26 protein-coding genes are annotated in these 25,457 nt (G+C 62.3%); 19 read left to right on the plus strand and 7 right to left on the minus strand.

Annotated features, from left to right (window positions below; all coding sequences use genetic code 11):
- Positions 1 to 250 precede the first annotated feature (250 nt).
- From AC1RLZ_RS05240 to AC1RLZ_RS05255, 4 genes are read left to right on the plus strand one after another with little or no spacing between them, the layout of a single operon-like run.
- Entirely contained in the window at positions 251 to 730 is a 480-nt protein-coding gene (locus tag AC1RLZ_RS05240) for a MarR family winged helix-turn-helix transcriptional regulator (RefSeq protein ID WP_371421744.1), read from the plus strand.
- The gene (locus tag AC1RLZ_RS05245) at positions 727 to 2,793 is read left to right on the plus strand and encodes an FUSC family protein (RefSeq protein WP_493187753.1); all 2,067 of its coding nucleotides are present in this window, start codon (positions 727 to 729) and stop codon (positions 2,791 to 2,793) included. Before AC1RLZ_RS05240 ends, AC1RLZ_RS05245 begins: the two co-directional genes overlap by 4 nt.
- Positions 2,790 to 2,999 carry a DUF1656 domain-containing protein gene (locus AC1RLZ_RS05250; RefSeq protein ID WP_371421742.1) on the plus strand — a complete coding sequence of 70 codons (210 nt, stop codon included), beginning with the start codon at positions 2,790 to 2,792 and terminating at the stop codon, positions 2,997 to 2,999. Before AC1RLZ_RS05245 ends, AC1RLZ_RS05250 begins: the two co-directional genes overlap by 4 nt.
- Entirely contained in the window at positions 2,996 to 3,892 is an 897-nt protein-coding gene (locus AC1RLZ_RS05255; protein WP_493187754.1) for an efflux RND transporter periplasmic adaptor subunit, read from the plus strand. Before AC1RLZ_RS05250 ends, AC1RLZ_RS05255 begins: the two co-directional genes overlap by 4 nt.
- A gap of 25 nt (positions 3,893 to 3,917) precedes the next feature.
- Here the strand turns inward: AC1RLZ_RS05255 and AC1RLZ_RS05260 are convergent, their stop codons facing one another.
- Positions 3,918 to 4,886 carry an ABC transporter substrate-binding protein gene (locus AC1RLZ_RS05260; protein ID WP_493187755.1) on the minus strand — a complete coding sequence of 323 codons (969 nt, stop codon included), beginning with the start codon at positions 4,884 to 4,886 and terminating at the stop codon, positions 3,918 to 3,920.
- Between the two features lie 398 nt (positions 4,887 to 5,284).
- On the opposite strand from AC1RLZ_RS05260, the gene AC1RLZ_RS05265 reads away from it, so the two are divergent.
- Complete coding sequence (locus AC1RLZ_RS05265; RefSeq protein ID WP_493187756.1) at positions 5,285 to 6,376, plus strand: glycosyltransferase family 4 protein; 1,092 nt, start codon at positions 5,285 to 5,287, stop codon at positions 6,374 to 6,376.
- Here AC1RLZ_RS05265 and AC1RLZ_RS05270 read toward each other — a convergent pair.
- The gene (locus tag AC1RLZ_RS05270; RefSeq protein ID WP_371421738.1) at positions 6,373 to 7,299 is read right to left on the minus strand and encodes a LysR family transcriptional regulator; all 927 of its coding nucleotides are present in this window, start codon (positions 7,297 to 7,299) and stop codon (positions 6,373 to 6,375) included. The two genes, AC1RLZ_RS05265 and AC1RLZ_RS05270, sit on opposite strands and share 4 nt — an antisense overlap.
- 118 nt (positions 7,300 to 7,417) lie before the next feature.
- Here AC1RLZ_RS05270 and AC1RLZ_RS05275 point away from each other — a divergent pair, with 118 nt between their 5' ends.
- From AC1RLZ_RS05275 to AC1RLZ_RS05290, 4 genes are all read left to right on the plus strand, one after another.
- Complete coding sequence (locus AC1RLZ_RS05275) at positions 7,418 to 8,116, plus strand: pirin family protein (RefSeq protein ID WP_493187757.1); 699 nt, start codon at positions 7,418 to 7,420, stop codon at positions 8,114 to 8,116.
- Between the two features lie 66 nt (positions 8,117 to 8,182).
- A complete protein-coding gene (gene wrbA, locus AC1RLZ_RS05280; RefSeq protein ID WP_493187758.1) occupies positions 8,183 to 8,782 on the plus strand; it encodes an NAD(P)H:quinone oxidoreductase in 600 nt (199 codons plus the stop codon).
- Between the two features lie 278 nt (positions 8,783 to 9,060).
- Positions 9,061 to 9,435 (plus strand): winged helix-turn-helix domain-containing protein, encoded by a 375-nt coding sequence (locus tag AC1RLZ_RS05285; RefSeq protein WP_493187759.1) that lies wholly within the window; start codon positions 9,061 to 9,063, stop codon positions 9,433 to 9,435.
- 139 nt (positions 9,436 to 9,574) lie between these two features.
- Positions 9,575 to 10,141: a DUF2478 domain-containing protein gene (locus AC1RLZ_RS05290; RefSeq protein WP_493187760.1), complete on the plus strand. Its 567-nt coding sequence runs from the start codon at positions 9,575 to 9,577 to the stop codon at positions 10,139 to 10,141.
- A gap of 89 nt (positions 10,142 to 10,230) precedes the next feature.
- Here AC1RLZ_RS05290 and AC1RLZ_RS05295 read toward each other — a convergent pair whose 3' ends face one another.
- The 3 genes from AC1RLZ_RS05295 to AC1RLZ_RS05305 all read right to left on the minus strand — a co-directional run bounded on the left by AC1RLZ_RS05295 (position 10,231) and on the right by AC1RLZ_RS05305 (position 14,005).
- Positions 10,231 to 10,908, minus strand: coding sequence for a sulfite oxidase-like oxidoreductase (locus AC1RLZ_RS05295; protein WP_493187761.1), 678 nt, complete (start codon positions 10,906 to 10,908; stop codon positions 10,231 to 10,233).
- Positions 10,909 to 10,938: 30 nt separating this feature from the next.
- On the minus strand, positions 10,939 to 12,273 hold the full coding sequence (locus AC1RLZ_RS05300; protein WP_493187999.1) for an MFS transporter: 1,335 nt from the start codon (positions 12,271 to 12,273) through the stop codon (positions 10,939 to 10,941).
- A 307-nt stretch (positions 12,274 to 12,580) separates the two neighbouring features.
- Positions 12,581 to 14,005, minus strand: coding sequence for an amidase (locus AC1RLZ_RS05305; RefSeq protein WP_493187762.1), 1,425 nt, complete (start codon positions 14,003 to 14,005; stop codon positions 12,581 to 12,583).
- 148 nt (positions 14,006 to 14,153) lie between these two features.
- Here AC1RLZ_RS05305 and AC1RLZ_RS05310 point away from each other — a divergent pair, with 148 nt between their 5' ends.
- Complete coding sequence (locus AC1RLZ_RS05310) at positions 14,154 to 14,999, plus strand: alpha/beta hydrolase (protein ID WP_493187763.1); 846 nt, start codon at positions 14,154 to 14,156, stop codon at positions 14,997 to 14,999.
- A gap of 175 nt (positions 15,000 to 15,174) precedes the next feature.
- Here AC1RLZ_RS05310 and AC1RLZ_RS05315 read toward each other — a convergent pair whose 3' ends face one another.
- A complete protein-coding gene (locus AC1RLZ_RS05315) occupies positions 15,175 to 16,185 on the minus strand; it encodes a polyprenyl synthetase family protein (protein WP_371421730.1) in 1,011 nt (336 codons plus the stop codon).
- 225 nt (positions 16,186 to 16,410) lie between these two features.
- Here AC1RLZ_RS05315 and AC1RLZ_RS05320 point away from each other — a divergent pair, with 225 nt between their 5' ends.
- From AC1RLZ_RS05320 to AC1RLZ_RS05355, 8 genes are all read left to right on the plus strand, one after another.
- Positions 16,411 to 16,638 (plus strand): putative signal transducing protein, encoded by a 228-nt coding sequence (locus AC1RLZ_RS05320; RefSeq protein WP_371421729.1) that lies wholly within the window; start codon positions 16,411 to 16,413, stop codon positions 16,636 to 16,638.
- 4 nt (positions 16,639 to 16,642) lie between these two features.
- Positions 16,643 to 17,407: a tRNA1(Val) (adenine(37)-N6)-methyltransferase gene (locus AC1RLZ_RS05325; RefSeq protein WP_493187764.1), complete on the plus strand. Its 765-nt coding sequence runs from the start codon at positions 16,643 to 16,645 to the stop codon at positions 17,405 to 17,407.
- Between the two features lie 236 nt (positions 17,408 to 17,643).
- The gene (locus tag AC1RLZ_RS05330) at positions 17,644 to 18,528 is read left to right on the plus strand and encodes a S49 family peptidase (RefSeq protein WP_493187765.1); all 885 of its coding nucleotides are present in this window, start codon (positions 17,644 to 17,646) and stop codon (positions 18,526 to 18,528) included.
- 108 nt (positions 18,529 to 18,636) lie between these two features.
- A complete protein-coding gene (locus AC1RLZ_RS05335; protein WP_493188000.1) occupies positions 18,637 to 18,828 on the plus strand; it encodes a hypothetical protein in 192 nt (63 codons plus the stop codon).
- A 436-nt stretch (positions 18,829 to 19,264) separates the two neighbouring features.
- Positions 19,265 to 20,206: a glycine--tRNA ligase subunit alpha gene (locus AC1RLZ_RS05340; protein WP_371421726.1), complete on the plus strand. Its 942-nt coding sequence runs from the start codon at positions 19,265 to 19,267 to the stop codon at positions 20,204 to 20,206.
- Positions 20,207 to 20,259: 53 nt separating this feature from the next.
- The gene (locus AC1RLZ_RS05345; protein WP_493187766.1) at positions 20,260 to 20,697 is read left to right on the plus strand and encodes an endonuclease domain-containing protein; all 438 of its coding nucleotides are present in this window, start codon (positions 20,260 to 20,262) and stop codon (positions 20,695 to 20,697) included.
- On the plus strand, positions 20,697 to 22,955 hold the full coding sequence (gene glyS / locus AC1RLZ_RS05350) for a glycine--tRNA ligase subunit beta (protein ID WP_493187767.1): 2,259 nt from the start codon (positions 20,697 to 20,699) through the stop codon (positions 22,953 to 22,955). The genes AC1RLZ_RS05345 and glyS overlap by 1 nt, the downstream gene beginning before the upstream one ends.
- A gap of 319 nt (positions 22,956 to 23,274) precedes the next feature.
- Positions 23,275 to 24,372, plus strand: coding sequence for a hypothetical protein (locus tag AC1RLZ_RS05355; protein ID WP_493187768.1), 1,098 nt, complete (start codon positions 23,275 to 23,277; stop codon positions 24,370 to 24,372).
- A 268-nt stretch (positions 24,373 to 24,640) separates the two neighbouring features.
- Here AC1RLZ_RS05355 and AC1RLZ_RS05360 read toward each other — a convergent pair whose 3' ends face one another.
- Positions 24,641 to 25,006 (minus strand): DUF1236 domain-containing protein, encoded by a 366-nt coding sequence (locus AC1RLZ_RS05360; RefSeq protein WP_493187769.1) that lies wholly within the window; start codon positions 25,004 to 25,006, stop codon positions 24,641 to 24,643.
- 246 nt (positions 25,007 to 25,252) lie between these two features.
- On the opposite strand from AC1RLZ_RS05360, the gene AC1RLZ_RS05365 reads away from it, so the two are divergent.
- Positions 25,253 to 25,411 (plus strand): DUF3096 domain-containing protein, encoded by a 159-nt coding sequence (locus AC1RLZ_RS05365; RefSeq protein ID WP_081421867.1) that lies wholly within the window; start codon positions 25,253 to 25,255, stop codon positions 25,409 to 25,411.
- Positions 25,412 to 25,457 lie beyond the last annotated feature (46 nt).

Here is a 25,457-nt window from a genome sequence, read left to right on the forward strand (position 1 = left end):
AACACTACCCGATGCCTGCTTTGGGCGCGAACATGGCAGAAACAAGGGGGATTTCAATCGCTGAAAGATATGGCCCACGGAAATCATTGGGAAATTCGCAATATCTCGCTGTCGGCGCTGTTTCCCACATGAGAGCCTCCCCGCGCCGGGCCTGCAGGTCCCGGGGCGCCCCGCGGCGCTCACCACACCGTGACTGATGCGATGCACAAAATAGATTGCAGCCTAATCGATAGGGTCCTATCTAATTTTCATGCCCCACTCCCAAGCGCATATCCAGGCCGAGCTGGGCCTGCTGGTTGCGCGACTGGCACGGGTCTGGCGCCGCAAGGCTGACCAGACCCTGTCGGCGCATGGCCTGTCTGAAGCCACCGCACATCCGCTGCTGATCCTGTCCCGCGCCGGACGCGAGCATGTGCGGCAGGGCGTGCTCGCCGATGAAATCGGGCTTGAGGGACCATCGGTCGTCCGGCTGATCGATCTGCTTGCCGCGGAAGGGCTGGTCGAGCGCCGCGAGGACCCGACCGATCGCCGCGCCAAGATGCTGCATCTGACGCCGCTGGGCGAAGCCAAGGCGGAGGAGGTCAGGCGGGTCATGCGCCGGCTACGCGCTGACCTGATGAAGGGCATCCCGCCGGACGAACTCGCGGTTGCTTTCGATGTCCTCGGACGGATCGAGCAATCGGCCAGTCGCCTGTTTGAGGCCGCCGAGGAGGCAGACGCGCTGCCATGACCTCCGCTGCTGTCCAGCCACCGTTTCTCGTCCGCCACGCCGATATCGTCTTCTCTGTGAAAACCTTCATTGCCGGCATGATGGCGCTGCTGATTGGTTTTGCGATGGATCTGCCGCGACCCTATTGGGCGCTGGCCACGGTCTATATCGCGTCGCAGCCACTGGCCGGCGCCACGCGTTCGAAAGCGCTGTTTCGTGTGATTGGCACTCTGGTCGGCGCCTCTGCCAGCGTCGTACTGGTGCCGAACCTGGTCAATTCGCCGGAACTGCTGAGCCTCGCCATCGCGCTGTGGGTCGGCTTTTGCCTCTATGTGTCGCTGCTGGACAGGACACCGCGCAGCTACATGTTCATGCTCGCGGGCTATACCTGTGCGCTGATCAGCTTTCCCTCGGTCAATGAACCCGCCGCCATTTTCGATACGGCTGTCGCGCGGAGCGAGGAGATCATTGTCGGTATTCTTTGCGCGACGCTTGTCTCCACCATCCTGCTGCCGCGCAGCGTCGGCCCTGCCGTTGCCTCGCGGGTCGATACGTGGCTGGCCGGCGCGCGCAAGCTCACGCAAGAGGTACTGGCCGGTCGCAGCTCCGATCCCGCAACGCACGATCTGCGCCTGAAGCTTGCGGCCGATGCCGTCGATATCGATACGCTGGCCGATCATCTGGCCTATGATCGGCTCGGCGGCCGCGCGATCTCGCGCTGGATGCACGCGCTGCGGACGCGGATGCTGACATTGCTGCCGCTGCTGTCATCCATGGGTGATCGTATCGATGCGCTGGACGAGGACGCGCGGGCGACCTACCCGCACCTGATGGCGTTGATCGAGGACGTCTCCGCCTGGATTGCCGACAACGGGACCGACCGCGAACCTGCCGAGCGGCTGCGCAGCATGATTGCCGCCCAGCAACCGAAGCTGAGTGCGTCCTCGTCATGGAACGAGATCATGATCGCCAGCCTCCTGATCCGGATGCGCGAACTCGTCGATATTTCCGCGGATTGCCGGGTCCTCAATCGGGCGATCGCCGAGGGCGGTCGCCCGCCGGGCGCAAAACTCGCCTTTCAGGCCGAAGCCGGGGTGGCCCCGGTGCGGCATGTCGATCACGGCATGGCGCTGTGGTCCGCAGCAGGCGTATTCGTTACGATCCTGGTCTGCTGCGCATTCTGGATCGCCACCGGCTGGACCGACGGCGCGACAGCGCCGACCATGGCCGCTATCGGTTGCTCGTTCTTCGCCGGCATGGATGATCCCGCGGTCGGGTTGCGCGGCTTTGCCAAATGGACCCTGGTCGCGATGGTCATCATCGCGCTCTATCTGTTCGCGATCCTGCCGGCCATCACCGATGTCGAAGTGCTGGTCGCCGTGCTGGCGCCGTCGTTCCTGCTGTTCGGCTATCTGATCGCGCGTCCCGCCACCTTCTTCATCGGCATGCTGCTGGCGGCGAATACCGCGACGCTGATGGCGTTGCAGACGACTTACAATGCCGACTTCGCAAGTTTCGCCAATTCCAGCGTGGCTTTCTTCGTCGGTACCGAACTGTCCGTCATTTCGATCCAGCTGATCCGGTCGGTGGGCTCCGAATGGAGCGTGAAGCGCTTGATGCGGCGCGGCTGGATTGCCATCGCGCAGGCCGCCGAGCGGCGCGGCAACCGCGACCGCGCAGCCTTTGCCGGCTTGATGCTGAATCGCATCGGTCTGCTCGCGCCACGGCTGACGGCGCTGAAAGACTCCGAGCTGCGCATGGTCGACAACCTGCGCGAGTTGCGGGTCGGGCTGAATATCGTCGATCTGCGTCGTGCCCGTCATCACCTGTCGCTGCCGACGCTCAGCGCAATGGACGCGATGCTGGATGAGCTTGCCGTGAGTTTCCGCAGCTACAATGGCGGCGCGATGCCGGAACCGCTGCTGGCGAAGGTCGATCACGCGCTGTCGGAAGCCATGGGCGAGCGCGGGGCAGGGCGCGCGGACGCGTTGATCGGACTTGTCGGCATTCGCCGTGGTCTGTTTCCGGCGGCCCCCGCCTATCTGCCCGAACCGGGCCTTCGCGCGGGGAGTGCGGCCGCATGAGATATGAAATCGATCTGTTCGGCGTGCTGATGCCATCGCTGATGCTGTGGCTGGTCATCACTTACGCCATCGGCGCGTTGCTGCGCCCGCTGATCGAGCGCTCGGGCCTCTATCGCTATGTCTGGCACCGCGCGCTGTTCGATCTTGCTCTGTATGTCTGCCTGCTGGGCGGCGTGGTCTATTTATCCTCCGGATTGCTGTCATGAAAAACGCTGTGAGTTTTGTTCGTCGTTTCGCCGTCACAGCGTTGGCCGTTGTCGCTGCGCTCGCGGTGGGGCACTATCTCTGGGTCTATTACATGGATGCGCCCTGGACCCGCGACGGCCGCGTCCGCGCCGATGTGGTCACCCTAGCGCCGGATGTCTCCGGCTTCGTCACCGAAATTCTGGTGAAGGACAATCAGAAGGTGGCCCGCGGCGACGTCATCATGCGGATCGACCGCGCGCGTTTCGGACTGGCGCTGCAGCAGGCCGAGGCGGTTGTGGCCGGTCGCAAGGCCAGCCTTGAGCAGGCCGATCTCGATCTGAAGCGTTACAACGATCTCACTACCGCGGCTGTGTCGCAGCAGAAGAAGGAGCAGGTGCTGGCGACACAACTCCTCGCCAAGGCATCACTGGATCAGGCCGTTGCCGATCAGGCGGTGGCACAGCTCAATCTCGATCGCAGCGAGGTCCATGCACCGGTCTCGGGCGTGATCTCCAACATGGATCTGCGGCCGGGTACATATGTCACCGCGGGCAAGGGCGTGATGGCGCTGGTCGATACGTCAAGCCTGCATGTCGATGGCTACTTCGAAGAGACCAAACTGTCGCGTATTCACGTCGGCGATTCCGTCCACATTCACCTGATGGGTGATGCCGCCAAGCTCACCGGCCATGTCGAGAGCGTCGCCGCTGGTATCGAGGACCGCGACCGCGCAGAGGGCAGCAACCTGCTCGCCAATGTGACCCCGACTTTCAGCTGGGTCCGTCTGGCCCAGCGCGTGCCGGTGCGCATCGCGCTGGATCCGGTACCGGCAGGCACGATGCTGGTCGCAGGACGTACGGCGACGGTGGAGATCTTGCCGCGTGCAGTGACGACGCTGGCGAAGGTAAATTGAGAAACCTTCGCCAGGTCGTCTTCGGCTAGTTCGAGGCCGGCGCCGCCTGCGTGAAGCTGCGATCGACCGCCTTGCTGACATCGACCTGCTTCGACAGAATCCCGTAGCGTGTGGCGCGGTCGGACGCTTCCTGGAATTCCTTGACCACGCCATCGTCGATGGCGATCGGCCGCGTGTCTTGTGCCTTATAGGCACGCACAAGCACGTCTTCCGGCAGTTTGGTCAGCTCGGCGGTATTCTTCGCATAGTCTTCGATATGCGCGCGCGACCAGTTACGCGCCTTGTCGAGGCGCCGCAGGAAGTCGGCGACCGCTTCGCGCTTGGTGGCGATGGCCTGGTCGGATGCGATGATGAAGGTGAGCGTCGGCGTGAGTCCGGCGCCATCGGCGACAACGCGGGCGTTGTCCTTCAGCACGGCGTAAGAGACATAGGGCTCCCACACCGCCCAGCCATCGATGGAGCCCGCGACCAGCGCAATCTTGGCGTCGACGGGACCGAGCGGCGCGAAGGTCGCGTCGGTGATCTTGTAGCCGGCCTTCTCCAGCGTGGCGTCGATCAGGAACTGGCCCCAGCCGCCGCGCGTGCCGGCGAGGCGCTTGCCCTTGAGATCGGCCGCGGTCTTGATGGGCGAGTCGTTGCGCACGAGGATCGCCTGCGTATCGGCATTGGCGCGGACACCGCCGATCGCCTTGATAGGCGAGCCGTTGGCATAGACCGTAAGGAAAGCGAGATCGCCGGTGTGACCGATATCGAGCGCACCCGCATTGATGGCTTCGAGGATCGGCGCGGCCGCAGGGAATTCCGACCACTGGATCTTGTAGGGCAGGTCCTTGGTGAGTCCGGCCGCTTCCAGCAGCGAACGATTGCCACCCTTCTGATCGCCGACGCGCAGTGTGATTTGATCGGCAGCGAAAGCGGACGTAGCAAGCGCTGCGCTGAAGGCGGTCGCGATGAGCGTTGATAGCAAACGTCGGGTAGGGGAGGCGGTGGTCATGGTCATTTTCTCTGATGCAATGGCGTGCATCAAAGCTACGTGCAGTGCGTTTTTCGTCAATGAAATGGCTGACTGAATATCATCGAGCGAAAGCAACGAATGCATCGTTGCCGCAAATGGCGTGGAAGTTTTGCGCTTTCTCGAAATCCGATGTGCTTTGGCGCCACTGCACAACCTGCGTGCGCATTCCAGCGCAACTCTGCCGTCTTTCCGCCAGAATTCGCTTCCGCGGCGCTTTTGGCGCGCCGCAGAATAGCCATGAGCATCAGCCGAAATAGGGAATGGATTACTCCCAACAGACAAAAAGCCTGGCGCTATTTCGCCATCGGGCCGTTTGGGATGTGACGGATTTGGAAGTCGCCCGGCATTCGGGCCGGGAGCATTTCAAAGTGGGTTGTGTGCTTCAATTGATTTCGTCGCTGACCGTTGGCGGGTCCGAACGATTGCTGATCAATTTCGCTGCCAGTTGCACGCCGGGAGAGGACATTCCGCAGGTTTTCGTCGTCATCAACGACTTTTTCCATCCCGACCTCGCTGCCGAGCTCTCCGCGACGGGGCACCCGGTCTACTTTCTCAAGCGTCCACCCGGAAACCGCAATCCACGTGTCATTCTAAGTCTACTCAACATCATCCGCCGTCACGATGTTCGTGTCATCCATGCGCATGACAGCGGCGCCAAGCACTTCGCCATGTTGAGTAAACTGTATCGTCCGATGAGTGTCGGCTACACCATTCACAATACCGGCCTCGTGAACGCGTGGGACCGCGTGAAGCTTCGGCTGCATCAGCGGTTCGTCGATTGGAATATCGCAATCTCGGCTGCGGTCGAGCGTGAATGCGAATCTGTCAAATTGAAACGCCTGTTTAAGGTGCATAACGGCATTCCGCTGGCGACATTCGATAGAGTGGCGCGGCAACGTCGCTTCGGCTCCCCGCTGCGGCTGATCAACGTGGCCCGCATCTATCCGAAACAGAAGGGCCAGGACCTTCTGATCAAGGCGGTCAGCCTCTGCGTCACGCGCGGGCTCGACATTCGCTGCGATTTCGTCGGCAGCCCGCCGGAGGGCGACGAGTCGACCCTCCTGAGTTTGAAGGCGCAGGCGATCGCGGAGAATGTTGCCGATCGTGTTCGCTTCCTGTGCGGGCGCACCGATGTGCGCCGCCCGCTGGACGAGGCCGATATCTTCGTTCTGCCATCGCGTTTCGAAGGTTTCGGGCTGGTGCTGCTCGAAGCCATGGCCGTCGGCCTGCCCGTCATCGCCGCGGATGTCGATGGCCCGGCCGAACTGCTGGTGGACGGCTCGAACGGTATCAAGTTCAAGGTCGGATCCGCCGAGGATCTCGCCGACAAGATCGTGGCGCTTGCGGCGCAGCCCGATCTTGCTGCGAAGATCGCAAGGACGGCGAAGGATTTCGTCACCGAATTCGATATCGCCAATATGCGCGACCAGTATTTCGGCATCTACGGGCAGATGATGAAGGCGGGCTAGCCTGACGGTTTGCGTGTGCGCTTGCCGGTGATGGCGAGTTTGTCAGCAAGAAATTCCAGCAGCACTTCAACACGGGCAGGGCGCGGGCCTCCCGGAGGCGTGACGAGATAGACGCCGCTCGACGACAGCGACCAGTCCTGCAACACGGCTTCCAGCGCGCCGCTCGCCAATGCGTCGCCGACAATGAAATCAGGCAGGTCGCCGATCCCCAATCCGGCGATCATCGCCGGCAGCAGCGCCTCGCCATTGTTGACGCGGAGCGGCCCGGCGGGCCGAACGCTGGCCTGCTCGCCGACCGCGTTGGTGAAGTGCCAGACGCCGGGGGTCGAGAGATAGGTGTAGCCAAAGCATTTGTGGTCGGCGAGATGCATGGGATGCGTCGGCCGGCCATATTTTGCGAAATAGGACGGCGCCGCCACAATGTGGCGCTTCACCGGACGCAGCCGCCGCGCGATAAGCGATGAGTCCGGCAATGACGCGATGCGGATCGCGGCATCGAAGCCTTCGCCGATCAGGTCGACGGTCGCGTCGCTGAGGCTGAGGTCGATGGAGACTTCCGGATATTGGGCGAGGAACTCCGGCAGCAGATGGGCCACCGTATTGGTGCCATAGGTCATCGGCACGGCCAGCCGTACCAGCCCGCGCGGTGTCGCCGATTGCGCCAGCGCCTCGTTCTCCGCCGCCTCGCCATCGGCCAAAAGCTGCGTTGCCTTCACCGCGAGCGTCTTGCCGGCGTCGGTCAGTGCCAGACGCCGCGAGGTCCGGTTGAACAGTCGCGCGCCCAGGCGGTCCTCCAGCCGGCTCACCGCCTTGGAGACAGTCGCCTTGGACAGGGTGAGCTCGGTCGCCGCCGCCGCGAAGGACCGCAGTTCGACCACCTTGGCGAAAATCGCCAGCGCCTCGAAGTCGGGAAGTTTTGACATCTCAAAATCCGAAACGATGAGTTTCCATCATTTCTATTTATGCCCCATCTGGGAGAGCATATCCAGAGGCCCCGGATGCAAATGCATCAAACGCAAGTAACCAGATGAGGATTTCGTCATGATCGACCTCAGACCGTTCGACAAACTCGGCGGCGCCGACCACGGCTGGCTCAAGGCCAAGCACCATTTCTCATTCGGCAGCCACTATGACCCGGAAAACATGGGGCACGGCAGCCTCCGCGTCTGGAACGACGACGAGATCGCGCCAAACAGCGGTTTCCCGGCGCATCCGCACGCGAACATGGAAATCATTACCTATGTCCGCGAAGGCGCGATCACGCATCAGGACAGTCTGGGCAACACGGGCCGCACCGAGGCTGGCGACGTCCAGGTGATGAGTGCGGGCTCGGGCATCCGGCACTCTGAATACAATCTGGAGGCATCGACCACGCGGATCTTCCAGATCTGGATCGAGCCGACGCAAACGGGGGGCCAGCCGTGCTGGGGCGCCAAGCCGTTTCCGAAGGCCGATCGCTCTGGCCAGTTCGTCACCATTGCCAGCGGCTTCAAGGACGACGCCGGGGCACTGCCTATCCGGGCTGACGCCCGGGTGCTGGCGACCACGCTGAAGGCCGGTGAGACCGCGCAATATCCGCTGGGTAGTTCGCGTAACGGCTACCTCGTGCCGGCTGCCGGCGCGATCGAGATCAACGGCATTCGCGTCAACGCCCGCGACGGCGTCGCTATCCGCGATGAAGCCAACGTCACGATCACGGCGCTGGAAGATTCCGAACTCGTGCTGGTGGACGCCGCCTGACGCAAGTCAAAGGCACCGATCAATCATCAACCCGACCTACTCATCCCAATCCAACGGAGACTGACTATGACCAAAGTACTCGTTCTGTATTATTCGGCTTACGGCCATATCGAAGCGATGGCCAATGCCGTGGCCGAAGGTGCCCGCGAAGCTGGCGCTACCGTCGACATCAAGCGCGTGCCTGAACTGGTGCCCGACGACGTCGCCAAGGCGTCCTACTACAAGATGGACCAGGCGGCGCCGGTCGCGACCATCAACGATCTCGCCAACTACGACGCGATCATCGTCGGCACCGGCACCCGCTTCGGCCGCATGTCCTCGCAGATGGCCAACTTCCTCGATCAGGCCGGTGGCCTGTGGATGAAGGGCGCGCTGCACGGCAAGGTCGGTGGTGCCTTCACGGCGACCGCGACCCAGCACGGTGGCCAGGAAACCACGCTGTTCTCCATCATCACCAACCTGCTGCATTTCGGCATGACCATCGTCGGCCTCAACTACGGCTTCCAGGGCCAGATGAAACTCGATGAAGTCACCGGCGGCTCGCCTTACGGCGCGACCACATTGACCGGTGGTGATGGTAGCCGCCAGCCTTCGGCCAACGAGCTGGCCGGTGCCCGTTATCAGGGCAAGGTGATCGCCGAGACCGCCAAGAAGCTGCATGGCTAACTAAAAAGAGATAGCTGACCAGATAAAGGCGGCGTTCTGATTGCAGGGCGCCGCCCCATCTATGGCCTGACGAACGGATCTCATGTCATCATGCTCGATATGTATTTCATCTATCAGTTGGCCCGGCGGCCGCTGCACGCGATAGCCCGGAAATGGGTTTGTCGCGGCATCGCGCATGTGACCAGGGGCGAAGTCGTCTGCCCCGAATGCGGCCAAGGTTGAAACGTTCCTTGATTGTTGGACTGGCAAGGTTGCGTCCGGGAACGTAAACTTCGACCATGTCCAAACCAGCCAGCCCGCTCGCGCCAGCCCTCAGTATCCGCATCGACCTCGATCCCGAGGGACGGATCGGACCGGGCAAGATCCAGCTTCTCGAACATATTCATGTCACCGGTTCGATTTCGGCCGCCGGCCGCGCCATGGCGATGTCCTACAAGCGCGCCTGGGATCTGGTCGATGAACTCAACCGGATCTGCGGGCAGCCCGCCGTCGAGCGACAGACCGGCGGCAAGAATGGCGGCGGAGCTATCCTCACGCCATTCGGCCTGACCCTCGTCAAGCGCTATCGTGGCATCGAAAACGCTGCGACCACCGCTGCGCGCAAGGAGTTGCTGGCGCTGAAGGGCGATATCGGCAAGAAGCGCAGATTCTAGGCTCGCAACCGGGCGGGAACTAGCGCTATATCCGGATAAATATACCGAGACCGCGCCCTGATCAGGCTTTTGAATACGCCCATTACAGCATAGGATCGCGAGCGCCTTGTGCTGCCTGATGGCTGAACCGGAACCTGCAATGTTCGATTCCCAATGCGATCTGGCTGCGCTGGTCTATGACAAGGATCAGGACCCCGACGCGGTGCTGCGCGCCTTCGCGGCGGATCTGAGCAAGCAGGGCGTTCGCGCCGTCGGATTGGTGCAACTCGGGCATCGCGAATTCGACGTGCCGAAGCTGACCGCGGTCATGCTGCATACCGGTGCGCAAGTGCGGCTGTTTCAGGATCTCGGTCCCGGCGCCAAGGGCTGCAAGCTCGATGTTGGACAATTGCTCGATGCGGGCACGCAGGTTGCCGACGCCATCGACGAGGGCGCCGATCTCGTCATCATCAACCGGTTCGGCAAGCAGGAGCGCGAGGGCAAGGGGCTCGCTTATCTGATCGAGCGCGCGCTCTCGAGCGACATCCCGGTGGTCATCGCGGTGCCGTCGCATCGCTTCGCCGAATGGATCGAATTTGCCGATGGCATGAGCGTGAAGCTGCATTGCGATCGCGAGTCGCTCGACGGCTGGTGGGCGAAAGTCTCTTGCCGCACCGAGGGACGGATGCGTCAGGATCATCGCAGCGTTTGCGAAGTGCTGAAGTAGAATTTCCCTTCATAGCCTTAGCAAGCGAGCTGTCGCGGCATCACTGCGAGAGCATCATGTGCGATCACGTTTCCATCAACGCGTCGCTGTCAGTCGTCCGAATACCGCTGCTCTTGCCAGGGATCGCCGCGGTTGTGGTAGCCGCGCACTTCCCAATAGCCGGGCTTGTCATCGCCGACGAATTGGATGCGCTGGAGCCACTTGGCACTCTTCCAAAAATACAGATGAGGCACGATCACGCGCACCGGGCCGCCGTGGTCGCGCTCGATCGGCATGCCCTGCCAGGAGTGCGCCAGCAGCGCGTCTTCGGCAGCGAAGTCTTCCAGTGACAGGTTCGTGGTGTAGCCGTCATGGGATTCCAGCACGACGAAGCGGGCCTCGGGCTTCGGCTGGCAGGCATCCAGCAGCGCGCGCGTCGAGAGTCCCTCCCACTGGTTGTCGTAACGCGACCAGGTGGTGACGCAATGAATGTCGGAGATGAAGGTCGATTGCGGCTGCGCGGAAAACAGCGCGAAATCCCAGAACAGCGGCGTCTCGACGGCGCCGTAGACATCGAGGCGCCAGCGCTCGCGGGGGATGTCGGGCGTGATGCCCAGATCCAGCACCGGCCAGTCCTGGGTCAGGTGCTGGCCGGGTGGAAGCCGCTGTTCTCCTGGGCGCGCAACCTCGCCGGTGAGAAACCGGCCCTCGCGCGCCCAGCGCTGTTTGGATTGGGTCAGCTTGGATTCGGTCAGCTTGGAATCCGGCGGGGTGTGGTCCTCGGTCATGGCTGACGCTCCTTCGCTAAATCGTTGTCGTCACTCGTGACGGTGCATCGCCGACTTGTGCTTGGTGTCGCGCATGGTGGCGTAAATCAGCAGGGACAGGAAGATCATGCCCGACAGATAATAGTAGAACCACTGTTCATGACCGATCTGCTTGAAGTACAGCGCGATCGCCGGCGCCGTACCGCCGAAGATTGATACCGTCAGCGCATAAGGCACGCCGACGCCAAGGGCGCGGATATTGGTCGGGAACAGTTCGGCCTTTACCACGGCGTTGATCGAGGTATAGCCCGCCACGAACACCCAGGCGCCACAGATCAGCAGGAATGCGGTGAACGGCGACTTGGTGGTCTGCAGCGTGGTGAGGATCGGCACCGTGCTGAGCGTGCCGGCAACGCCGAAGAAAATCAGCAGCGGCTTGCGGCCGATGCGGTCGGAGATCGCGCCATAGATCGGCTGCAGCAGGCAGGCGAACACCAGCGTACCGAAGATCACCGTCGTGGTCTGGTCCGCGGTGAGGCCGACCGAGAGCTTCACGAAGGTCTGCATATAGGTGGTGAAGGTATAGAACGCTGCGGTGCCGCCGGCGGTGAGGCCGACAACCAGCAGCAATTCGCGCGGATAGGCCATCAGCGCGCGCAGCGAACCCATCGGCTTGGCCTGCTTCTTGGCCTCGACGAACTGGTCAGTCTCGTGCATGTCGCGGCGCATCACGGCAGTGAAGACCGCAAGACCCGCGCCGATCACGAACGGAATGCGCCAGCCCCAGTCCTTCAGCTCCTGCTCGGTGAGGAACACCTTCTGCAGCAGCAGGAGCACGATGATCGCGGTCAATTGGCCGCCGATCAGGGTGACGTACTGAAAGCTCGAATAGAAGCCGCGATGGTTGGGATCGGCAACTTCCGAGAGATAGGTAGCGCTGGCGCCATATTCGCCGCCGAGGCTGAGGCCTTCGATGATACGCGCGAGCGCGAGCAGGATCGGTGCCGCGATGCCGATGGTGGCATAGGTCGGCGTGCAGGCGATGATCAGCGAGCCGAAGCACATGCACAGGACCGAGATCGTCAGCGATATACGACGGCCATAGGTGTCGGCGAGATAGCCGAACAGCCAGCCGCCGAGCGGCCGCATCAGGAAGGTGGCGGCGAACAGCACCGCCGCATTGAGCTGCTGCACGACGGGGTCGCTGTTCGGGAAGAAGGCCGGGGCGAAATACAAGGCGAAGGCCGTGTAGGCGTAGAAGTCATACCATTCGACGAGATTGCCCATCGAGCCGATGAAGATCGCCTTGATCCGTTTTTTCGCATCGTCGAAGTGGAGTTTGCCGTCCGCCGGGGGTGCAAATTGTTCAGCCACGTAAAGCCTCATATTCCGTGAAATGAAAAGCTCCGTTGCCACGCGCGGCACGAAAAGCCAATGCCGCGGAATGCATTGTTGGTGGCAAAAGAACCTCCGATTGCCTGTAGCACAGGCAGCCTGCGGCGCAATGTCGCGATATCGTGGAATTGTTGCGGCGCACTATCGACGAAAGTCGAATGAAGGGCGGGCCGCAGGGTCGATCATTCCCTGACGTGGCCCGGACATCCGTCCACTGAGAACGGCAGACTAACGATGATGGCCGGGTCAGCACGCGAAGCCTTGCTTCGCGCTGCGGCCCGGCCGTGACAGCGTTTCGTTACGTCGCCGGGCGCGGATCGATCGGCGTGGAATCACGCAGGCCCAGAATGTCTTCCAGCACCCGTGCGCCGGCGAGCAGCGAGGCTTCGCCGCGCGGCGGGCCTACGACCTGCAATCCGACCGGCAGACCCTTTGAGGTGAAGCCGCATGGCATCGACAGCGCCGGGCAGCAGGTCAGCGTGATCGCATAGACGATGCCAAGCCACTGCACGTAGTTGTCGAATGTGGTGCCGTTGCATTCGGCGAGATAGCGCTGCTCGATCGGGAATGGCGGTGTGATGGTCGCCGGGCACAGCAGCAGGTCGTAGGTCTGGAAGAACTCGTAGGCCCGCGCCATCATCGCGATGCGCTGGCCTTCGGCGCGTTCGAGGTCGCTGACCTTGAGCTTGAGGCCTTCTTCGATATTCCAGATCACTTCCGGCTTGAGCATATCGCGCTTGTCGCGCAGCAAGACTGCCTTGGAGAGCGCGAAGTCGTAGGCGCGCAGCACGTGGAAGCACTCGTGTGCTTCCCTGAGATCGGGATGCGCTTCCTCGACGATGACGCCTGCGTCGGCGAAGGCTTCGGCTGCCTTGCGGGTGATGGCGGCGACTTCCGGATCTACCGGGGTGATGCCGAGATCCGGTGAATAGGCGATGCGCTTCGGCTTGGTGCCGGCGCGGACCGCCGAGCGGAATGAGGCCGGCAGCAGCGGGATCGAGAGCGGATCGCCAGCAAATTCGCCGCTCATGGCGTCAAGCATCAGCGCGAGATCCTCGACGGTGCGGGCCATGGGGCCCTGCACGCTGAGCGTCCGCCCCAGCGCCACCGATGGCGTCGTGGCGACGCGGCCGATGCTCGGGCGCAGGCCGACGATGCCGCAGAAGCTGGCGGGGTTGCGCAGCGAGCCGCCCATGTCGGAGCCATGGGCAATCCAGGCCGTGCCGCTGGCAAGTGCTGCCGCGGCGCCGCCGGACGAGCCGGCCGCGGACTTGGACAGGTCCCAGGGGTTCAGCGTGGCGCCGAACACTTCGTTGAACGTGTTGGCACCTGCGCCGAATTCAGGCGTGTTGGATTTTGCGTAGATCACGCCGCCGTTTTCTTCGAGGCGTTCGACCAGCACGTTGGACTTGGTCGGCACCACGTCCTTGAAGATCGGCGATCCCTGCGTGGTGCGCACGCCGGCAACTGCTGTGAGATCCTTGATCGGCACCGGCAGGCCGGCGAGGATGCCGCGTTCGCCGAGCGGCTTCTTCATCAGCTCTTTCGCAGCGTCGCGCGCGCGATCGAAACACAGGATCGGCAGCGCATTGACCTGGCCGTCGACTTCCTTGATGCGCGCTTCCAGAACGTCGAGCAGATCGAGTGGCGTCACGGTCCCTGCATTGAGTTGATCGACCACGGCGCAGGCCGTTGCTTTGATAAGGTCTTGCTGAGGGGCCACGCACGTCTCCAATTTTCGGATGCAGAGCAATTCGTATGCTTGGGATGTCGATCCCGACGTAGCCGTGTAGACCATTTTCTGGATAAATGGGACCCGCAGGCCAAATCTCCTTAACCCAAGTCGCCTCACACAATGCAGGGATGCAACCATGAGTAAGCCTTTCGGCGATTCCAACTGGCGCGCGATGTCGCGCGAGCAGCTCGATGCCGGCCTGAACAACTCGACCGCCGTTGTGGGTAGCGCCGATATCACTGCAGGTTGGGGCCGGCGCTCCGACGCCATGAAGGCGAAGTATCCCGCGCATCTCGACGTTGCTTACGGCCCGCGCGAGCGCAACAGGTTCGATTTCATCAAGGCCGCCGAGGGCGGGCCGGTGCTGCTGCTGATCCATGGCGGCTACTGGCAGATGCGCTCGAAGGATTTCTTCACCTGCTTCGCCGCCGGCCCAATCGCCCATGGCATCAACGTCGCCGCGATCGGCTACACGCTGGCGCCGGATGCCACGCTGGACGAGATCGTCGCCGAGATGCACGCGGGCGTCGATGCGCTCGCCGAAAAACTGCCGTCGCTCGGCGGCGATCCGAACCGTATCGTGGTCTCCGGCTGGTCCGCCGGCGGCCATCTCACCGCGACGACTTTGTCGCATCCGAAGGTGAAAGGCGGCGTGGCGATCTCCGGCATCTACGATCTCGAACCGATCCGCGCGTCCTATCTCAACGAGAAACTGAAGCTCGATGAAGCCATGTCGAAGCGCCAGTCGCCGCTGATGCAGGATGGCGGCCCGAACAAGCCGCTGACGCTGGTGGTCGGCGGCGGCGAATTACCGATCCTGCGCCAGCAGACGGCGGACCTCGCGGTGCATCGCGTGCAGCATGGCCTGCCGGTGAGCTATGAGGAAATCCCGGGCGCGGATCACTTCTCGATCATGAAAGAACTGGAATCCCCGACGGGGCGGATCACGACGCTGATCAAGGAATTGCTGGCGCGGATTTAGCCGAACACTCAATCCTCATCCCGAGGAGCACGCCGAAGGCGTGCGTCTCGAAGGATGGCGGCACACTCTGGAGCCCGGCTAATTCATGGTTCGAGACGCGCGAGGCGGCGGAGCAAGCGCACCGCCGGAGACCGCGCTCCTCACCATGAGGGCGGAGTGTGAGCAACACTCGATCTCAATGCGTCCGTGCCAGACAGAACGCAACGACCTGCTCCAGCGCGGTCTTCATCGGCGACTGCGGGAACAGCGCCAGCGCGTCCACCGCCATGGCGCCGTAATGCTGGGCGCGATTGATGGTGTCTTCCAGTGCGCGGTGCTTGGTCATCAGGCCGATGGCGTGGTCGAGATCGCCTTCGCCGATCTCGCCGCGCTCCAGCGCCTTGATCCAGAATTCGCGTTCGGCGTCGTTGCCGCGGCGGAAGGCAAGCACCACGGGCAGGGTGATCTTGCCCTCGCGGAAATCGTCGCCGACATTCTTGCCGAGCTTGGCGGCCTTGCCGCCGTAGTCGAGCACGTCGTCGATGAGCTGGAAGGCGATGCCGAGATTCATGCCGACCGAGCGGCACGCGGTCTGTTCGGCCTTCGGACGGTTGGCGATCACCGGGCCGACTTCGCAGGCGGCAGCAAACAGCTCGGCGGTCTTGCCACGGATGACGGCGAGATATTCGTCTTCGGTGGTGGCGGTGTTCTTGGCGGCGGCGAGCTGCATCACTTCGCCTTCGGCGATGGTCGCAGCAGCCGAAGAGAGAATGTCCAGCGCGCGCAGCGAGCCGACTTCGACCATCATGCGGAACGCCTGGCCTAGCAGGAAGTCGCCGACCAGCACGCTGGCCTCATTGCCCCACAGCATCCGCGCCGACAGCTTGCCACGGCGCAGTTCGCTCTGGTCGACCACGTCGTCATGCAGCAGCGTCGCGGTGTGCATGAATTCCACGGAGGCTGCGAGCTTGATATGGCCATCGCCGGTGTAGCCGGTGAGGTTGGCCATCGCGAGTGTCAGCATCGGACGCAGGCGCTTGCCGCCCGAGGAGATCAGGTGATTGGCGACCTCGGGGATCATGGTGACTTCCGAGCCGGTCCGCGACAGGATCGTCGCATTGACGCGCTCCATGTCAGAGGCGACAAGGCTGACCAACTGGTCGATCGACGCTGTCGCGTGACTCTCGAAGGGAACAATCACCGCCACGCTGGGGTCTCCGAATTACGAGGGCGCTTCGTCGGACCGCAAAAAAAGGGCGGCACCGGCAGCGCTTATGTCCAAATAGGGCGAATTCACGTTGAAAACAGGTGTCCCCATCTGCTGAATTGACCGCGACTGCACAATAGAAACTGCGCAGCGGCGCGGCAAGGGCATCGGAACCTTGACTTCCCCCAGATACATACCCGGCTACTGACAGGGAGCGACCTCCAATTGCGCGAAATCATGCGGACGAACGATGTGGTGCTGGTTTCGGCGGTGGGTGCGCTGCTCGACGGCGCGAATATCCACCATCTGGTGCTGGACCAGAATATGAGCGTGATCGAGGGATCGCTGGGCATCATCCCGCGCCGGATTCTCGTCCATGAGGACGATGACGCGCAGGCGCGCCGCGTGCTGACCGATGCCGGGCTGGCCCACGAGCTGCGGGTGCAGGACTGAAGTGATGGCTGACGCGATCGTGACAACGGAAGACGGCTTCCTGGGCGGCCAATTGCGGCTGCGGCAGCCGAAATCGGGTCATCGCGCCGGCCATGACGCGATTTTGCTGGCCGCCGCAACCTCGGCGCAGGACGGTGACAAGGTCGTCGATTTCGGCTCGGGCGTCGGGACGGCGGGGTTGGCGCTGGCCAGACGGGTCTCTGGCGTGTCCCTGACACTGGTTGAAATCGATCCGCAACTTGCTGAACTGGCAAAGGAAAACGCCGCGGCGAACGGTATTGCGGCGGATGTCGTCACGCTCGATATCGCTGCCAGCGCGGATATCTTCGCTGCCGCAGGCTTGCCGCAAGACAGCGCCGATGGGGTGCTGATGAATCCGCCCTTCAACGATCCCGCGCGCCACCGCGCCTCGCCGAACAAATCGCGTGGGATCGCCCATGTTGCGACGGAAGACACGTTGCCGACATGGGTTCACGCGGCGCGCCGCCTGCTGAAATCGGGCGGCGTGCTGACGCTGATCTGGCGTGCGGATGGTCTGGCCGATGTGCTGGCCGCGCTGGATCGCGGCTTCGGCAGCGTCGCGATCATGCCGGTGTATGGTGACACGGCAATGCCGGCGATCAGGGTGCTGGTACGGGCTGTGAAGGGTGGCCGTGCGCCTGCGGCAATTGAGCCGGGCATCTCGCTGCGGGATGCGAATGGCGCGCCCGACCTCCATATCCGGCAGGTGCTGGCCGGGCAGGTGGCTTTATCCTGGGCGTCGCTCTAGGCGATGCCGCAGTCAGCGTGTTGGTTTATTGAGGAGCTGTTTCGGAACGTTTCTGCGGCGTCGATGTGAAGTGGATCGCCGTGAGCAGGGTCCCGATAATCAGCATCAGCAGATAGATTTTCATGTCTTCTTCCCGCTGTGGCGCTGCGGCCTGTTATGGTTTCCCAACGCTGGAAGCGTCTCTCGGTTCAATGACAGCAGCGTGATAAAAGTTGGTTAATCTCGAGGAAATTCGAATGAGCGAATCCAATCTGAAAACGGCGATCACAAGGCTGCTGCCTGCGCGTTTCCGTCGCGCTTCCGCAGTGGTCCCGGTCGTGCGTCTGTCCGGCACGATCGGTGCGGTGACGCCGCTGCGTCCGGGATTGTCGCTTGCAGGTGTCGCAAAGCTGCTTGACAAGGCATTTGCGACCAAGAATGCAAAGGCTGTAGCGTTGGTGATCAATTCGCCGGGCGGCTCGCCGGTCCAGTCGCGGCAGATCTATCTGCGCATCCGCCAGCTCGCGGCCGAGAAGAAACTTCCCGTATATGCCTTCGTCGAGGATGTCGCGGCGTCCGGCGGTTATATGATCGCCTGCGCGGGCGACGAAATTTTTGTCGATCCATCGTCCATCGTCGGCTCGATCGGCGTTGTCGGCGGCACCTTCGGTTTTCAGGAATTGATCAAGAAGATCGGTGTCGAGCGGCGTCTCTATACGGCGGGTGAGCACAAGGCGATGCTCGATCCGTTCCTGCCGGAAGATCCCGATGATGTGGCGCGGCTGAAATCGCTCCAGCGCGAGATCCACGCGATCTTCATCAACCTCGTGAAGGAGAGCCGCGGTGCCCGGTTGAAGGGCGCCGAGGAGGTGCTGTTCTCCGGCGAATACTGGGCCGGCGAAAAATCGATCGCGCTCGGTCTCAGCGATGCCATCGGCGATCTGCGCTCGGTGTTGCGTGCCCGCTATGGCGACAAGGTGCAGATGCCGGTGATCGCGCAGCCCTCGGGCATGCTGTCCAGTCTACTCGGCCGCAAACCGGGAGCGGGTTCGCAGCTTTCGATGGAGGGGCTGTCTGGATTGCCGGAGCAATTGATCTCGGCATTGGAGACGCGCGCGCTGTGGTCCAAATACGGCTTTTAACGGGTCGCGGTTCCGCGGCATTTGGCGTCGCAAAAGCCAATTGCGGGAAACCGGCAGTTGCGCAAGACTATTGGGAGGGGGCTTGAGATGAACGACAGGAATCGTCAGATGCCGCCGCTGGTCGCACTCGCAGGCGCGCTCGGGAGCGCAGCCGTCGTCCGCTGGGCTTACCGAACCGCCAAGCGGATCAATCACGAACTGGAAGAAGCCCGCCAGGCGCGGGTGGCCGAACGCAGCGGGACCGCGGATGTCCCGACCCTGCGCCGCGATCCCGTTACCGGCGCATATCGGCCGGGCTAGCCGCCATAGGCTGGGTTCCAAAACATTTGCGCCGGCCCGAGGACGGGGCACGTCCTTGAGGCCGGCGACAAAGTTGGGCTTTCAGGCTTGGAGGTCCCTTGGCCCTGGACGTTTGGACAACTTGAAGACTTGGAGGTCTCCGGCCCGTGCGACTTGCGTCGTTTCGGGCCTTTCGATGAGGCAAGTCCCGACGACCGGGTTCGTTCCCACCGATGCCACCAGAATAGCGCGCAGGACTTAACGACTGGCCCACCTGATCGGGCCATCTGCCGGTGCGGTTACCCGCCGGTTACCGCCAAATCGGGCCGCATTGCCTTGATTCCGGGGGGCCGCGCCGATACGGTCCGCGCGCTCCGATCCGCCTCAATCCTTTGGCGAATCCTTAAACCTTGGGCGAATCCTTCAAAACGGCCCAGAAAACACCCTTATGGTCTCCATGGATTCCTTGCCTCCGCACATGCGCCCGGAACGCTCGTTCCAGGGCTTCATTCTCGCTCTGCAGCGGTTTTGGGCCGAGCAGGGCTGCGTGATCCTGCAGCCCTATGACATGGAAATGGGCGCCGGCACCTTCCATCCCGCCACCACGCTGCGCGCGCTGGGGCCGAAGCCCTGGAAGGCCGCCTATGTGCAGCCGTCGCGCCGGCCGAAGGACGGCCGCTATGGCGAGAACCCGAACCGGCTGCAGCATTATTACCAGTTCCAGGTGATCATGAAGCCGTCGCCGGCGAACCTGCAGGACCTCTATCTGCAGTCGCTGAAAGCCATCGGGATCGACACCGCCTTGCATGACGTGCGTTTCGTCGAGGACGACTGGGAAAGCCCGACACTGGGCGCCTGGGGTCTCGGCTGGGAATGCTGGTGCGACGGCATGGAAGTCAGCCAGTTCACCTATTTCCAGCAGGTTGCCGGTGTCGAATGCGCACCGGTGGCGGGCGAGCTGACCTACGGCCTCGAACGCCTCGCAATGTATGTGCAGGGCGTCGACCGCGTCTACGATCTCAACTTCAACGGCCGTGACGGCGCCGACAAGGTGACCTATGGCGACGTCTTCCTGCAGGCCGAGCAGGAATATTCGCGGCACAATTTCGAACATGCCGATACCGCGATGCTGTTTGAGCAATTCAAGATGGCCGAGGGCGCCTGCAAGAAGTATCTCGACGCAGGCTGGAAAGACGGCAAGCGCGAGGCGCACCTGATGGCGCTGCCGGCCTATGACCAGTGCATTAAGGCCAGCCACGTTTTCAATCTGCTCGATGCGCGCGGCGTGATCTCGGTCACCGAACGCCAGAGCTATATCATGCGCGTCCGCGATCTCGCCAAGGCCTGCGGCGAAGCATGGGTGCATACCGAAGCCGGTTCTTCTTTACCCTCCCCTTGAGGGGGAGGGTCGGCCGCATCTTGCGGGCGGGGTGGGGTGACAGCGGTAGCGATATGGTCAAGCGGCCCATCAGCGACTTCAAACGCCAAAGCGCGAAACGGCTGCGCGAAAATACGACGGTCGCCGAGCAAATTCTCTGGCGACATTTGCGAAGACTCGATGTGAAGGGAAGCCATTTCAGACGGCAGGTTGTGATTGGACCCTATATCGCCGATTTCGCCTGCCTCGCGGCGCGGCTGATTATCGAGGTCGATGGTTCGCAACACGGCGACGACGAGGGGCTTGCCCGCGACGAAAGCCGCACGCACTGGCTGCAGTGCGAAGGTTACCGAGTGATACGATTTTGGAACAATGACGTGATGAGCAGGACCGACGCTGTGCTGGAAGTTATCCATAACATGACCGCTGTCACCCCACCCCGCCCGCAAGAGGCGGGCGACCCTCCCCCCCCTCCAGGGGAGGGTAAGTCTTCCCATGGGGAGAACCAGTAATGCCTGATCTTCTCCTCGAACTGTTCTCCGAAGAAATCCCCGCCCGCATGCAGGCCAAGGCGGCGGAAGACCTGCGCCGCATGGTCACCGATCGTCTGGTGGCCGAAGGCCTCGTCTATGAAGGCGCGAAGGCCTTTGCGACGCCGCGTCGTCTGACGCTGACCGTGCACGGCATCCCTGCACGCCAGTCGGACCTCAAGCAGGAGCGCAAGGGACCGCGCGTCGGCGGCGCCGAAGCCGCGATCCAGGGTTTTCTGAAGGCCACCGGCCTCGCTTCGCTGGATGAAGCCAAGATCCAGCGCGACCCCAAGGGCGATTTCTATATCGCGCTGACGGAAAAGCCGGGCAAGCCGACGGTCGATGTGCTGGCCGAGATCCTGCCGATCATCATCCGCACCTTCCCGTGGCCGAAACAGATGCGCTGGGGTGCGGCTTCCGCGAAATCCAGCGCGCTGACCTGGGTGCGCCCGCTGCATTCCATCGTTGCGACCTTCGGCATCGAGACCGAAGAACCGGAAGTGGTGCAGTTCGACCTCAGCGGCGTCAGCGTCGGCCAGACCACTTACGGCCATCGCTTCCTCGCGCCTGATGCGATCCAGGTGCGCCGTTTCGACGATTACGTGGCGAAGCTGCAGGCCGCGAAAGTCGTGCTCGATTCCGAGCGCCGCAAGGAGATCATTCTTGCCGACGCGCGACAGCTTACTTTCGCGCAGGGCTATGAACTGGTCGAGGACCCCGCGCTGCTTGACGAAGTGGCGGGGCTGGTCGAATGGCCGGTGGTGCTGATGGGGTCGTTTGACCAGGAGTTTCTGTCGATCCCGGACGAGGTGATCCGCGCCACGATTCGCGCCAACCAGAAATGCTTCGTGGTCCGCGATCCCAAGACCGGGAAGCTCACCAACAAGTTCATCATCACCGCCAATATCGAAGCCAGCGATGGCGGCGCCGCGATCGTCGCCGGCAACGAGCGCGTCATCCGCGCGCGCCTGTCGGATGCGAAGTTCTTCTACGAGACGGATCTCAAGACGAAGCTGGAAGACCGGCTGCCGAAGTTCGAGCAGATCGTGTTTCACGAAAAGCTCGGCACCCAGGCGGAACGGATCAAGCGCATTGAAAAACTTGCTGCCGAAATCGCTCCGCTGGTCGGCGCGGATCCGGTTAAGACGGCACGCGCCGCAAAGCTTGCGAAGGCGGACTTGCTGACCGAAGTCGTCGGCGAATTCCCTGAGCTGCAGGGCCTGATGGGCAAGTATTACGCGCTGGCACAGCGCGAGGATGCCGCTGTTGCTGCCGCGAGTGAGGAGCATTGGAAGCCGCAAGGCGCTGGCGACAGCGTGCCGACTGATCCGGTGAGCGTCGCGGTGGGCCTTGCCGATAAACTGGATACGCTCGCCAGCTTTTGGGCCATGGACGAGAAGCCTACAGGTTCGAAGGACCCATTCGCGCTGCGTCGTGCAGCGCTTGGCGTGATCCGATTGATCGTTGAGAACAACCTGCGCATCCAGCTTCATCAAACTTTAGCTGCTGCCACCGCAACCGTTTCGGGGAAAATCATGATGAATCGCATCATGAGAGTTGCGGAGTTACGGTTGAAGTTTGAAGACGAGTTGGAAGCGGCTGGGTCCGATTTCACTGAAGTGGAAAACGTAGTCACACGTTACTCAGAGCTGAAAGCTACGGATGGCAAAGGTGCCATCCGTGACGAAGTAAAGAAAAGCCTCGGCGCGGGTATCAACGATCTCCTCGCCTTCTTCGCCGATCGTCTCAAAGTCCAGCTCCGCGATCAGGGCGCGCGTCACGATCTCGTCGATGCAGTGTTTGCGCTCGGTGGGCAGGACGATCTGTTGATGGTGGTCCGCCGCGTCGACGCGCTCGGCAAGTTTCTCGACAGCGATGACGGCAAGAACCTGCTCGCCGGCACCAAGCGCGCGAATAATATTTTGGCCATCGAGGAGAAGAAGGACAAACGCAAGTTCGACGGCGCACCTGATGCGGCGCTGTTCAAGCTCGATGAAGAAAAGGCACTGGCCAAGGCGATTGCCGAGGTCGGTCCGGAAGCGAGCGCGGCTGTCGCCAAGGAAGATTTCGCCGGTGCGATGACCGCCATGGCCAAGCTGCGTCCTGCGGTGGATGCATTCTTCGACAAGGTGAAGGTCAATGACGACGACGCGGCCGTGCGCGAGAACCGCCTGAAGCTGCTGAACGAGATCCGCGCCGCGACACGCGCGGTGGCGGATTTCTCGAAGATTCAGGATTAAGTCCGGAAGACGCCTAAATCGACCGCACGCACAGTCCCTCATCCTGAGGAGCGGTCGTCTTCGACCGCGTCTCCAGCGAATGGAATTCCATTCGCCGGGGATGGCCGCGGGCGCTGGTGCTTGCCCAACTCAAGGTTCGAGACGGCGCCGAAGTGCCGCCTCCTCACCATGAGGACGGAGGATGGCCAAGCTTTCTGAGCTCGTCAGAAATATCATGACATCTCCGGAAACATTTACCTTCCATTAACCACAACTTGAAATGGTCCCGTCCTGTAACGGTTTCTTAACCGTCGCATTCCAAGCGCGGACAGGACTGATCATGACCTCGGTCAATAACGGCCTCAATCCCTATGCCAATTACGGCTCTGCCTATGCGCGCGCCGCCGCCACCGCGCCGCCGTCGCTGGCCAATGCGCTGAATGCCAATGAGAGCGCATCGTCGTCGTCGGACGCGGCGACCAATCTGACGCTGTCGGATGCCGCGCGGGCAAAGCTGGCGAGCTCCGGCTCCGACAAGGATATCGCGACTGTTGTCACTGATCTCAGGGCAAAGCTGGCGGGTCTCTATGTTGCTGCGAAGGCAACCGGGCCGCTGGATGCCAGTGGCAAGCTGACCATCGATCTCTCGACGCTGGATCGCCGCTCGCTCTATGCCATGGCCACCAACAATGGCGGAACCTTCACCGCCGACGAACAGAGCGTGGCCAAGACCGAACTGGGCAATCGCTTCAATGCGGCGCTGGCGCCGGCGACCGGCACGGCCAAGCTCACCGGCGATTTCAGCGGCATCTACAAGGCCGCGCTGGACTATCTCGATGCCGCGGGCAGCGAAGAGAAAGCCTCGGCCACCTGGTCGGCGCAGCGCGACGCGGTCGTGAAGGGCATTCAGGCGACGCAGCAGAACCCGACCAGGATGCCGTCCGGCATCGCCAATGACCCCGTCGCCGCCTATCTCGCGCAGCCCGATACGACCGTGCCCGTCAAGGATATCGCCGCCGTGGCGAAGAGCGTGCGTGCGCTGCTGGATGCACAGGCCAAGGCGGCGCAGGAGGCCGGCAAGGGCGAACTCGTTTATGACAGTCGCCGCAAGACCGGCCAGCTCGCGGATTTCTCGGCCATCGACAACCGTTCGCTCTCGGCGATCTCGCTCAACCAGAATGGACTGTTCTCGAAGGAGGAGAGCTTCGCCGCCAAGCAGGTGCTCGATTCACGTAATCGCACCAGCATTCTCGAAGCGTTACAGGCCAGCCAGAAGAGCGGCGATCCCAGCCAGTTCAGCCTCGGCATTCTCAACAGCTATTCGGCGATGAGCGACGAGGAACGCACCGCGTCAAACTGGACGCCGAGCTTCCGCGATAATGCGGTGGCCAGCTACAAATCGACCAACCACATCCTGTCACTGCTGAAGAGCGGATAAGCGTCGATACAGGAAGGTGCTGCAATCCTCCGTCCTCATCCTGAGGAGCGGCATCTTCGCCGCGTCTCGAAGGATGGCTGCAAACGCCGGGGCTCACCCATTCATGGTTCGAGACGCGCGAAGTCGCGCTCCTCACCATGAGGCGGAGCTTGTGGCGTCATGCGCAAACAAAAAAAGCCCCGCCCGGTGGGGGGATGAACCGGGTCGGGGCTTCTTCACCCAGTCGCCATTCACGGCGCCCGAGCGAATCTTTCAGTCGTGAGAGGTGCTAGTCGATGACCTGCACGATGCGGCGCGAGCGCGGCTCGACCAGCACCGTTTGACCATTCACGACCGTGTAGCGATATGGCGTCGTTGCGACCGTCTGCGGGACGTCGTAATAAGTCACGCCGGCTTCAGGCAGTATGGTGCCTACAACGATGCGATCTGGCACGGTGAAGGTCGGGACGTGTTCGCGCACCACATATTCACGAAATGCCGGGCGCTGCAGCACGGTGATGCCATCGGGATCGTTGTTGTCGACGATCACACGATCGCCGCCTGATACGCCCACGGTGACGCCTTGAGCCTGCACGGTCAGTGGAGCACCGAGCGTGCCGACAAGGGCCGCAGCCACAATGAGTTTGTTTCGCATGATCGTCTCCTTCGTGAACGGTGACCGGCGCATGCCGGGATGCCCCATCCAGCCCCCGGTCTGATTTATTCACCGTCCGCCAATGCATGCCGCCAGCGATCGTTCCGGAATTTTTCCACGCGCAGTTGCCGGTTTTTGGTGCAAAGCCCGCAACTATGCGGGAACCCATTGATGTGCAGGGGGTCTTTATGCTGCTAAATCGCCGCGGCGCATCGCGCCGAATCAATTCCTTCACGGAGATAATCCATGGTCATCACGGCAGCTCACATCCAGCCGATCGTCGCGCTTATCGCCGGCGTTCTGATTCTGATCATGCCGCGGTTTCTGAATCTGGTGGTGGCGATTTATCTGATCTTCATCGGACTGGCTGGGCTTGGCGTCTTCAAGCTGCTCAAAATCGGCTAAATTCTGACACGGCTATTACCTACACGGGTACCTCCGGGCTGCTTGC

Source organism: Tardiphaga sp. GW822-FHT04G09 (assembly GCF_058800725.1).

What these genes read in the sequence shown, in the direction of transcription:
- AC1RLZ_RS05240 (WP_371421744.1), top strand. Translation starts at nt 251, where the DNA reads ATGCCCCACTCCCAAGCGCATATCCAGGCCGAGCTGGGCCTGCTGGTT.
- AC1RLZ_RS05245 (WP_493187753.1), top strand. Translation starts at nt 727, where the DNA reads ATGACCTCCGCTGCTGTCCAGCCACCGTTTCTCGTCCGCCACGCCGAT.
- AC1RLZ_RS05250 (WP_371421742.1), top strand. Translation starts at nt 2,790, where the DNA reads ATGAGATATGAAATCGATCTGTTCGGCGTGCTGATGCCATCGCTGATG.
- AC1RLZ_RS05255 (WP_493187754.1), top strand. Translation starts at nt 2,996, where the DNA reads ATGAAAAACGCTGTGAGTTTTGTTCGTCGTTTCGCCGTCACAGCGTTG.
- AC1RLZ_RS05260 (WP_493187755.1), bottom strand. Translation starts at nt 4,886, where the DNA reads ATGACCACCGCCTCCCCTACCCGACGTTTGCTATCAACGCTCATCGCG.
- AC1RLZ_RS05270 (WP_371421738.1), bottom strand. Translation starts at nt 7,299, where the DNA reads ATGTCAAAACTTCCCGACTTCGAGGCGCTGGCGATTTTCGCCAAGGTG.
- AC1RLZ_RS05275 (WP_493187757.1), top strand. Translation starts at nt 7,418, where the DNA reads ATGATCGACCTCAGACCGTTCGACAAACTCGGCGGCGCCGACCACGGC.
- wrbA (WP_493187758.1), top strand. Translation starts at nt 8,183, where the DNA reads ATGACCAAAGTACTCGTTCTGTATTATTCGGCTTACGGCCATATCGAA.
- AC1RLZ_RS05285 (WP_493187759.1), top strand. Translation starts at nt 9,061, where the DNA reads ATGTCCAAACCAGCCAGCCCGCTCGCGCCAGCCCTCAGTATCCGCATC.
- AC1RLZ_RS05290 (WP_493187760.1), top strand. Translation starts at nt 9,575, where the DNA reads ATGTTCGATTCCCAATGCGATCTGGCTGCGCTGGTCTATGACAAGGAT.
- AC1RLZ_RS05295 (WP_493187761.1), bottom strand. Translation starts at nt 10,908, where the DNA reads ATGACCGAGGACCACACCCCGCCGGATTCCAAGCTGACCGAATCCAAG.
- AC1RLZ_RS05300 (WP_493187999.1), bottom strand. Translation starts at nt 12,273, where the DNA reads ATGAGGCTTTACGTGGCTGAACAATTTGCACCCCCGGCGGACGGCAAA.
- AC1RLZ_RS05310 (WP_493187763.1), top strand. Translation starts at nt 14,154, where the DNA reads ATGAGTAAGCCTTTCGGCGATTCCAACTGGCGCGCGATGTCGCGCGAG.
- AC1RLZ_RS05325 (WP_493187764.1), top strand. Translation starts at nt 16,643, where the DNA reads ATGGCTGACGCGATCGTGACAACGGAAGACGGCTTCCTGGGCGGCCAA.
- AC1RLZ_RS05330 (WP_493187765.1), top strand. Translation starts at nt 17,644, where the DNA reads ATGAGCGAATCCAATCTGAAAACGGCGATCACAAGGCTGCTGCCTGCG.
- AC1RLZ_RS05335 (WP_493188000.1), top strand. Translation starts at nt 18,637, where the DNA reads ATGCCGCCGCTGGTCGCACTCGCAGGCGCGCTCGGGAGCGCAGCCGTC.
- AC1RLZ_RS05340 (WP_371421726.1), top strand. Translation starts at nt 19,265, where the DNA reads ATGGATTCCTTGCCTCCGCACATGCGCCCGGAACGCTCGTTCCAGGGC.
- AC1RLZ_RS05345 (WP_493187766.1), top strand. Translation starts at nt 20,260, where the DNA reads ATGGTCAAGCGGCCCATCAGCGACTTCAAACGCCAAAGCGCGAAACGG.
- glyS (WP_493187767.1), top strand. Translation starts at nt 20,697, where the DNA reads ATGCCTGATCTTCTCCTCGAACTGTTCTCCGAAGAAATCCCCGCCCGC.
- AC1RLZ_RS05355 (WP_493187768.1), top strand. Translation starts at nt 23,275, where the DNA reads ATGACCTCGGTCAATAACGGCCTCAATCCCTATGCCAATTACGGCTCT.
- AC1RLZ_RS05360 (WP_493187769.1), bottom strand. Translation starts at nt 25,006, where the DNA reads ATGCGAAACAAACTCATTGTGGCTGCGGCCCTTGTCGGCACGCTCGGT.
- AC1RLZ_RS05365 (WP_081421867.1), top strand. Translation starts at nt 25,253, where the DNA reads ATGGTCATCACGGCAGCTCACATCCAGCCGATCGTCGCGCTTATCGCC.